9 protein-coding genes and 1 pseudogene are annotated in these 9033 nt (G+C 67.5%); all 10 read right to left on the bottom strand.

Annotated elements, in window-relative coordinates; translation table 11 throughout:
• A pseudogene (locus tag ACF8NF_RS22675) lies at positions 1 to 418 on the bottom strand (protocatechuate 3,4-dioxygenase); the annotation flags it as partial.
• Position 419: 1 nt separating this feature from the next.
• Positions 420 to 878: a protocatechuate 4,5-dioxygenase subunit alpha gene (ligA, locus tag ACF8NF_RS22670; RefSeq protein WP_016450431.1), complete on the bottom strand. Its 459-nt coding sequence runs from the start codon at positions 876 to 878 to the stop codon at positions 420 to 422.
• A 47-nt stretch (positions 879 to 925) separates the two neighbouring features.
• Entirely contained in the window at positions 926 to 1843 is a 918-nt protein-coding gene (locus ACF8NF_RS22665) for an amidohydrolase family protein (RefSeq protein ID WP_016454682.1), read from the bottom strand.
• A 10-nt stretch (positions 1844 to 1853) separates the two neighbouring features.
• Positions 1854 to 2537, bottom strand: coding sequence for a 4-carboxy-4-hydroxy-2-oxoadipate aldolase/oxaloacetate decarboxylase (ligK, locus tag ACF8NF_RS22660; RefSeq protein WP_012206250.1), 684 nt, complete (start codon positions 2535 to 2537; stop codon positions 1854 to 1856).
• Between the two features lie 32 nt (positions 2538 to 2569).
• The gene (locus ACF8NF_RS22655; protein WP_016454681.1) at positions 2570 to 3598 is read right to left on the bottom strand and encodes an amidohydrolase family protein; all 1029 of its coding nucleotides are present in this window, start codon (positions 3596 to 3598) and stop codon (positions 2570 to 2572) included.
• Positions 3599 to 3635: 37 nt separating this feature from the next.
• Positions 3636 to 5012 carry an MFS transporter gene (locus tag ACF8NF_RS22650; protein ID WP_392451303.1) on the bottom strand — a complete coding sequence of 459 codons (1377 nt, stop codon included), beginning with the start codon at positions 5010 to 5012 and terminating at the stop codon, positions 3636 to 3638.
• A gap of 101 nt (positions 5013 to 5113) precedes the next feature.
• A complete protein-coding gene (locus tag ACF8NF_RS22645; RefSeq protein WP_279495057.1) occupies positions 5114 to 6238 on the bottom strand; it encodes a 4-oxalomesaconate tautomerase in 1125 nt (374 codons plus the stop codon).
• A gap of 180 nt (positions 6239 to 6418) precedes the next feature.
• Entirely contained in the window at positions 6419 to 6934 is a 516-nt protein-coding gene (locus tag ACF8NF_RS22640) for a hypothetical protein (RefSeq protein WP_016450436.1), read from the bottom strand.
• Positions 6935 to 7117: 183 nt separating this feature from the next.
• Entirely contained in the window at positions 7118 to 8119 is a 1002-nt protein-coding gene (locus tag ACF8NF_RS22635; protein ID WP_016450437.1) for a tripartite tricarboxylate transporter substrate binding protein, read from the bottom strand.
• Entirely contained in the window at positions 8116 to 8988 is an 873-nt protein-coding gene (locus tag ACF8NF_RS22630) for an amidohydrolase (RefSeq protein ID WP_374007669.1), read from the bottom strand. Before ACF8NF_RS22630 ends, ACF8NF_RS22635 begins: the two co-directional genes overlap by 4 nt.
• Positions 8989 to 9033: the final 45 nt, after the last annotated feature.

Here is a 9033-nt window from a genome sequence, read left to right as displayed (position 1 = left end):
CGTCCTGCTCGCCGCACATCAGCGACAGCGGCACGGTCAGGCCGTGGTCCACGTCCATCTTGTTGACGATGGTCAGGTCGAAGTCCTGCTGGATCACCGACTGCGCAATGTGGCTGGCCAGTTCCGGATGGCCGATGACCTTGGGCACGGGGCGCGGGCCCCAGCCTTCGTCGGCGGGCTGGTATTCAGCGGCCGTGCCGATGGCAAACGTCGGGATGAAGTCCAGGCTGAACGCGGTCGCGTGGTCGTTGTAGACCAGGAAGATCACGTCGGGCTTGTTGTCCTTGAGCCATTGGCGCGAGTGCTCGAAGCCCTTGAACAGCGGCTGCCAATAGGGGTCGCCCACCTTGCCCAGGTCCATGGCCGCGCCGATGGCGGGCACATGCGAGGTGTAGACGGATGCGGTGATGCGCGCCATGTCAGTTGCCTTCCTTGTTGTTCTTGTCCACGCTGCCGGCCTTGCCCTGCGGCTGGCGGTGGGCCTGGGCATCGCCCTCCTCGCCCACGCGGCGGTTGCCTTCGGCCGAACGGCCTCCGCTCACCATCATGTTGCGGTATTCCTCTTCCGACATGCCGGTCATGGAGCCGGCCATTTGCTGGAAGCTCTTGCCATCCGTGGCGCCGATCTTGGCCAGGAAGTAGATGTTGCCGCCCGTGCGCATGCACCAGTTCAGATCGCGGGCCAGGACGGCCTGCTTCTGCTCCTCGCTCATGGCCCATTCGTCCAGGTAGGCACGCTCGTCGGCCTTGAAGCGCTCGCGGTTCTCGGCCTTCATCAGCGACATGCAGAACTGGTTGAGCCAGTAGCCTTTGCGGGACTGCTCGGCATCAAAAATGATGGTGCCGGGCACGTCCAGATAGGGTTTGTCCAATGCCATGGAATCTCCTTGAATATGTCCGGCACCCAGGCCGGACATGGTCGCCTTCAGGCTTCTTCGGGCCAGTACAGACGCATGGGGTTGTCGACCAGCAGCTTCTTCTGCAGCTCGGCAGTCGGTGCAATGTGCGGGATGAAATCGACCAGCAGGCCGTCGTCGGGCATGTGGTCCTTCAGATTGGGGTGGGGCCAGTCGGTTCCCCACAGCACGCGGTCGGGGAATTCCTCGACCACGCGGCGGGCGAAGGGCACCACGTCACGGTAGGCATTTTGCTCGCCGTCCAGCGCCTTGGGGCCGGTGACGGACAGGCGCTCGGGGCAGCTGACCTTGCTCCAGACGTTCTGGTGCTCGCGCATGAACTTGAGGAACAGCTCGAACTCGGGCCCGTCCACGGGCTTGCTCACGTCGGGGCGGCCCATGTGGTCCACGACCACGGTGGTGGGCAGGCTGGTGAAGAAATCCCACAGCTCGGGCAGGTCCACGGCCTCGAAGTAGATGACCACATGCCAGCCGAGCTTGGCGATGCGGCCCGCGATCTCCATCAGCTCGTCCTTGGGCGTGAAGTCCACCAGGCGCTTGACGAAGTTGAAGCGCACGCCGCGCACGCCGGCGGCGTGCAGTTCCTGCAGTTCCTCGTCGGTCACGCTGCGGCGCACCGTGGCCACGCCGCGCGCCTTGCCGCCGGCGGCCTTGCAGGCATCGACCATGGCGCGGTTGTCGGCGCCGTGGCAGGTGGCCTGCACGATGACGTTGCGCGCAAAGCCCAGGTGGTCGCGCAGCGCGAACAGCTGCTGCTTGCTGGCATCGCAGGGCGTGTACTTGCGCTCGGGCGCGAACGGGAATTCATCGCCAGGGCCGAAGACGTGGCAGTGGGCATCGACAGCGCCTGCGGGCACCTGGAACTTGGGCTTGGAGGGGCCGGCGTACCAGTCCAGCCAGCCGGGGGTCTTTTCAAAAGCGCTCATATTCCCTCCTTCAATCGATGTAACGAAGGCCGGCCTTTTCGAGCGGCTCGCGCATCTTGTACATGTCCAGGCCCAGCACGCCGGAAGCCAGCTTGGCGCGCTTCTCGCCCTCGAAGCTCTCGCGCTTTTGCGCGGCAGCCAGGGTTTCGGCGGCCTTGGCGGCGGGCACGCAGACCACGCCGTCATCATCGGCCACGATCACGTCGCCAGGCGTGACCCACATGCCTGCGCAGACCACAGGGATGTTGACCGAGCCCAGCGTGGCCTTGATCGTGCCCTTGGAGGAGATGGCGCGGCTCCACACGGGAAAGTTCATTTCCTGCAGCGTCTTCACGTCGCGCACGCCGGCGTCGATGATCAGCGCACGCGCGCCACGCGCCTGAAAGCTCGTGGCCAGCAGGTCGCCGAAGTAGCCGTCCGTGCATTCCGAGGTCACGGCCGCGACCACGATGTCGCCGGGCTGGATCTGCTCTGCGGCCACATGCATCATCCAGTTGTCGCCGGGCTGCAGCAGCACGGTGACGGCCGTGCCCGAGACCTGCTGGCCCGCGTAGATGGGACGCATATAGGGCTTGAGCAGGCCCACGCGGCCCATGGCCTCGTGGACGGTGGCCGAGCCCAGGGCGGCCAGGCCGTCGGCGGCCGCGCGGTCGGCGCGCTGGATGTTGCGGTAAACCACACCGAGTTCGTACATGGTGTTCTCCTTGATCTGTGGTGGCGGCCTGCTTACAGGCCCTTTTGCTTGAGGGCGGCGTCCAGGCGCGGGAACACGCGGCGCGCGTTGCCTTCGTAGACCTGGTAGCGCTCTTCTTCGGTGAGGTTGGCCGTGGCCTCGATGTAGCGCTTGGTGTCGTCGTAGTAGTGGCCCGTGGTCGGATCGATGCCGCGCACGGCGCCGATCATCTCGCTGGCGAACAGGATGTTCTTGACCGGGATCACCTTGGTCAGCAGATCGATGCCCGGCTGGTGGTAGACGCAGGTGTCGAAGAAGATGTTGTTGAGCAGGTGCTCGTCCAGCAGCGGCTTCTTGAGTTCCTGCGCCAGGCCGCGGAAACGGCCCCAGTGGTAGGGCACGGCACCGCCGCCATGGGGGATCAGGAACTTGAGCGTGGGGAAGTCCTTGAACAGGTCGCTGGTCAGGCACTGCATGAAGGCCGTGGTGTCGGCATTCAGGTAGTGGGCGCCCGTGGTGTGGAAGCACGCGTTGCAGCTGGTGGAGACGTGGACCATGGCCGGGATGTCGTACTCCACCATCTTTTCGTAGATGGGGTACCAGGAGCGGTCCGACAGCGGGGGCGAGGTCCAGTGGCCGCCTGACGGATCGGGGTTCAGGTTGATGCCCACGTTGCCGTACTGCTCCACGCACTTGACCAGCTCGGGAATGCAGGTCTTGGGGTCCACCCCGGGCGACTGCGGCAGCATGGCGGCCGGGATGAAGTGATCGGGGAACAGCTGGCTGACGCGGTAGCACAGCTCGTTGCAGATGGCGGCCCAGGTGCTCGATGTCTCGAAGTCGCCGATGTGGTGCGCCATGAAGCTGGCGCGCGGGCTGAAGATGGTGAGATCGGAGCCGCGCTGCTTCATCAGCTTGAGCTGGTTGGTCTCGATGGTCTCGCGGATCTCGTCGTCGCTGATCTTCAGCTCGCTGGCCCGCGGGGCCTTGGACGGGTCCTTGAGTCCCGCGATCTGCAGGTCGCGCCAGGCGCCCAGGGCCGCGGGCGCGGTGGTGTAGTGGCCGTGTACGTCGATGATCATCGGAGGGTCTCCTGCGTCTTTATGGGGTGGAAATGTGTCAATGAAGGGGCGTGGCAGGCACCGCGCCGCCCTGCGGCTCGGGACTGCTGTACTGCTTGATGATGAGGGCGGCCATGGCGATCACGCCAGGAATGGCCACCACGGCAAAGATCTCGCTGAAGGCCATGTGGCGCGCCGACAGCTCGGCCACCAGGAAGGAGCCCGCGATGCCGCCGAAGCGCCCGATGCCCAGCATCCAGGCCACGCCCGTGGCGCGGCCGCGTGTCGGATAGAAGGCGGCGGCCAGCGCCGGCATGGACGACTGGGCGGTGTTCATGATGGTGCCGGCCAGGAAGACGGCCACCACCAGCCAGCCCAGGTGGCCGGCCGTCTGGCCTATCCACCAGATGGAGGCCGCCGTCAGCGCATAGCCGATGGCGATGATGCGGTTGGCATTGAAGCGGTCCATGAGCCAGCCGAACAGCACGGCGCCCACGCCGCCCAGCGGGAACAGCGCCGCCACCAGGGTGCCGGTCTTGGGGTCCAGGCCCGCTTCCTTGAACAGCACGGGCATCCAGTTCATCAGCGCGTAGAAGATGACCAGGCCCATGAAGTAGGCGATCCACAGCATCACCGAGCCCACGCGGTACTGGCGCGACAGCACCACGCCCATGCCGCTGCCGGCCTGGGCCTCGGGCCTGGCCTCGGTCAGCACGAAACGCTGCACGCCCTGCACGGCATCACCGGCAATGCGCGCCAGCACCTTGCGGATGCGCTCGGCCGGGTAGTTGTTGGCCACCATGTGGCGCACGGATTCAGGCAGCAGCACGACCAGGGCCACCAGCAGCAGCAGCGGCGCGGCACCGCCCAGGATGAGCACGCTGCGCCAGCCGAAATGCGGGATCATCCAGGCCGCCAGAAAGCCGCCGAAGGCCGCGCCCAGCGGAAATCCGCAGAACATGGCGTTGGTCAGCGTGGCACGGCGCGAATCAGGGCAGTACTCGCTCATCAGCGTGACGGCATTGGGCATGGCGGCGCCCAGGCCCAGGCCGGTGACGAAGCGCAGCACGGCCAGGGTCCAGATGTCGAGGGAAAAGCCGGAAGCCAGGCAGGCCACGGCAAACACCGCGACCGAGCCCACGAGCACGGTCTTGCGGCCCAGGCGGTCGGCCAGCGGGCCCGAGAAGATCGCGCCTGCGGCCAGGCCGAACAGCGCAGCGCTGAGCACGGGCGCCAGCGCGGGCTTGCTCACGCCCCACTCGGTGATCAGCGAGGGCGCGATATAGCCGATGGCCGCCGTATCAAAGCCATCGAGCAGAACGATCAGGAAACACAGCGCAAAGATCACCCACTGGAATCCCGAAAACGGGTGCTCGTTGAGCAGGGTCTGCACATTGACGCCGGTTGCTGCGGCGTCCTTCTGGACGGATGTCATGACTTGTCTCTTCCACTGTCTCTCAGCCTGGCGGATACCGCATCTGCGCGCGCGGCCCGCCCCTTGCACCGCAGAGGCCGGCAAGCCCCTGCGCTGTTTCTTCAGTCCTGCCTGCGGCCGTCCCAGACCGAGCGCGGCACCATGACCTCGCCACGCATCAGCAGGCGCGCCGTGCGCAGCAGGGCCGCCTTGGTCACCACGTCGGGATGGGCCGGGTCGCTGTCCAGCGTGACGCTGAACTCGCCCGTGGGATGCTCCACCGAGACGGTGAGCGGACCCGTGCCCTGCTGCAGCTGTGCCACGCCCTCGCACACGGTGCCCGGCATCTTCACCGCCGTGCCCACGGTGACGGCCGCCAGCACGCCGATGGCGTCATGGCAGACATGGGGGATGAAGCTGCGCGTGGTCAGCGCGCCGCCATGCTGGGGCGGCGCGATCAGCGTCATCTTGGGATAGTTCTTGGCCGAGACATCGCCCAGGCCCATGGTCTGCGAGATCTGCAGGCGCAGCGCCTCGATGCGGCGCTTGAGGTCGGTGTCGGCGTTGAGCTCGGCCACGGTCTCCTGCCCGGTGGCGCCCACATCGGACGCCTTGAAGATCACCAGCGGCATGCCGTTGTCTATGCAGGTGACGTCGAGCGTGAAGGGCTCGAACCCCTCGCCCGTCACCGTGACCGTGTCCCGGGGCTTGCCCGTGGGCAGCAGGCCAGAGCAGACCGAGCCGGCCGTGTCCAGGAAACTGATTTCGATGGGTGCCGAGCTGCCGGGCGCGCCGTCGATGCGGGCCGAGCCTTCGTACTCCACCTGGCCGCCGGGCGTCTGCACCGTGATGTCGGCCGCCATGCCGGTGTTGAGTGTCAGCACGCGGAAGGTGCTGGTCTCGCCACGCGGCTGCACCATGCCGGTCTCCAGCGCAAAGGGAACCACGCCGGCCAGCATGTTGCCGCAGTTGGGTGTGGTGTCCACCGTGTCCTTGTCGGGCTGCAGTTGGGCGAAGAGGAATTCGAGGTCTATGCCCTCCTTGTCGGAGAGGCTGACGATGCCGACCTTGCTGGTCAGCGGATGGGCGCCACCCACGCCGTCGATCTGCCGCTTGTCGGGCGAGCCCATGGCCGCGAGCAGCACGCGGTCGCGCGTGGGCAGGTCGGAGGGAAGATCGCTGGCCCGGAAGAAAGGGCCCTTGGAAGTACCGCCCCGCATCAGCAGGCAGGGAATGGCCGTTTGCATGGCTGTCTCTATCAGTATGGGTATGACAGCTATTGTGAGCATGGCGCGAGCCAGGCACTACTGGGCAAGCCCGCTAGCAGCTATAGCAAACCGGCATAGCTCAACGCCAAGCCTGGGCCGCAGGCTGCGACGCAGGGGCGCCGCAACTGCTTGATACAACTTATTGGGGCGCAGTGACGCTCAATCGCGGTCATGGCCCCGGCCGCGATCATGGCCATGCCCGCGGCCGCGGTGGTCGTCGTGGCGGTCATGCCGATCGTGGCGGTCGTGGCGGTCCCAGCGGCGGTCATCGCGGCGGTGCTCCCATTCGCGGTGGCGGCGCTCCTCGCGCCAGCGAGGATCGTGGCGCGGCGGCCCGGCGCGCCAGTGCGGCGGCGGATTGCGCAGGAAGTACACCGGGCGGCCGCAGGCACCGTAGCGTGCGCAGTGCTTGCCCCAGTGCTTGGCATGGCCGGGCGGCACCCACATGTAGACCGGCGGCGGGGCCATGGGCGCCGGCGCGATGATGACGGGCCGCTGGTACAGCAGCGGCGGAGGCGGGGCATTGCCTATGTCCACGGTGCCGTAGACACCCGGAGCCAGCTGGCCCGAGACCGAGCCGCTGATATAGGTCTGCGCCTGGGCCGCAAGGGCCGAGCAGGCCAGCGCAAGGGCGGCCGCGGCGCGCAAGGTGGATCGCAAGGTAAGCATGGCCATGTTCTTTTGAAGGGGTGAAACAGGAAAGGCCCCGTTTCTACCAAGCGCCTGGGGCCGCATGGGCCGTTGCGCCTGAAAAGGTGTAAGAACCCGTTCAAGCCAGCGCCCGTTCCTGCTCAACGCGCCAGGGCTGCCTGCGGTGTACAGCAGACCGCAATGGTCCGCTTTCTGGCCTGCACGCGCTCAGTCCAGCTTGAGCCGCGAATCCTTCACCACCTTCTGCCATTTGGCGATCTCGGCGCGGCGGAATGTCTCCAGCTCGGCCGGCGTGGAGCCTATGGGCTCGGCACCTATGCCAGCGAGCCGCTCCACGATGGCAGGCTCGCGCAGCACCTTGGCCAGCACCGTGGACAGCCGGTTCACGATGGCGGGCGGCGTGCCGGCCGGCGCAAAGATGGCGTTCCACTCGTAGGTCTCGTAGCCGGGCACGCCCGACTCGGCAATGGTCGGCAGCTCGGGCGCGGCCTTGGAGCGCTCCAGCCCGCCCACGGCCACCGCGCGCAGCTTGCCGGTCTTCACGTGCTGCCAGGCCGAGCCCATGCTGGCAAACATCAGCGGCACCTGGCCCGACATCACGTCCATCATGGCCGGGCCGCCGCCCTTGTAGGCCACATGGTGCAGCTGCGTCCTGGCCAGCAGGTTGAACAGCTCGCCCGCCAGGTGCTGGGCCGAGCCCGGGCCTGCCGACGCAAAGTACAGATGCCCGCCCGCTTCGGAGCGGCCGGCCTGGATCAGGTCCTGCACGCTCTTGATGGGGGACGATGGCGCCACCACCAGCACATTGGGCACGCGCAGCAGCAGCGAGACCGGCGCGAAGGCCTTGAGCGTATCGAACTGCATGCGCGCATGGATGGCGGGATTCTGCGCGTGGTTGGAGGCATCGAGCATCAGGGTGTAGCCGTCGGGCTGGGCCTTGGCCACCTGGGCGCCGCCGATCATGCCGCCTGCCCCGCCCCGGTTCTCGATCACCACGGGCTGGCCCAGCTCGGCAGACAGACGGGGGCCGATCAGGCGCGCCACCACATCGACCGTGCCGCCCGGCGGATAGGTCACGACCAGGGTGACGGGGCGCTCGGGGTAGTTGGCCGCTGCAGCCGCAGCGGCTGGCGCGGCCATGCCGGCAACGGCCGAGATCAGGCCTGCGGCCGCCCACAGGCCGGCGGTGCGTCTGGACAGGGATTTCATGGTGTGTCTCCTTGGGTTTGAATCGGGCTCGGAAATCGGAACAGCTCGACGGCGCTGCGGCCCAGCACGGCCTGCAGCGAGGCGGCATCGTCCAGCGGGTCCAGCCAGTCGTGCATCCAGCGCACGGCCGCCGGATAGCTGGCCTGGCCCGCGTGCTGGGTGTGCGGCCAGTCGCTGCCCCAGAGCAATCGCTCGGCCGCAAAGGCCTGCAGCAACTGCGCGGTGGCCTGCCGCCCCGAGGCGGCGCAGTCGGCGGCGGGCCAGATGCGGTAGGGCGCGGACAGCTTGACCCACACACGGCCGCTGCCGGCCTGTTGCAGCAGATAGCCAAAGCCAGGGTCGCGCACGCCCAGGGCCGGGTCAGGACGCCCGAAGTGGTCGACCACCACGCGGCAGCCGGCCGCCAGCAGGGTGGGCAGCAGGTCAGGCAAGCGCCCGGCCTGCAGGTGCAGCTCCACATGCCAGCCCAGGGTGTTGGCCTGCTCCAGCACGCGGCGCCAACCGGGCGCATTCAGATCAGGCAAAGGCAGGCCGATCAGGTTCAGGCGCATGCCCACCACGCCGGCATCGGCCAGGGCCTGCAGGTGGTCCTCGCCCGTGTTGTCATCGACCACGGCCACGCCGCGCAGGCGCTGCGGCCGGGCGCGCAGGGCCTGGAGCATGTAGCGGTTGTCCGTGCCCAGGAAGCTGGGCTGCACGAGCACGCCATAGGCCAGGCCGTGCGTGTCCAGGTGCTGCAGATACGTGGCCAGGGCCGCATCTGCGTCGGGCGCGTAGCGGCGCACATCGGGCATGGGCAGGCCGCGCTCGAAGACATGGGCATGGGTATCGACGCTGGACGCAATGGCGAACCTGGGCAGGGCAGACACGGGGAAAAACTCCTTGCGGGTGGCGCGGCACAGGATGCGGCGCAG

Source organism: Delftia sp. WSY_22 (assembly GCF_043104185.1).
Taxonomy (GTDB): Bacteria; Pseudomonadota; Gammaproteobacteria; order Burkholderiales; family Burkholderiaceae_C; genus Comamonas; species Comamonas tsuruhatensis.
The sequence above is the reverse complement of the archived record's forward strand: the minus strand, read 5'-3'. Positions and strand labels throughout refer to the sequence as shown.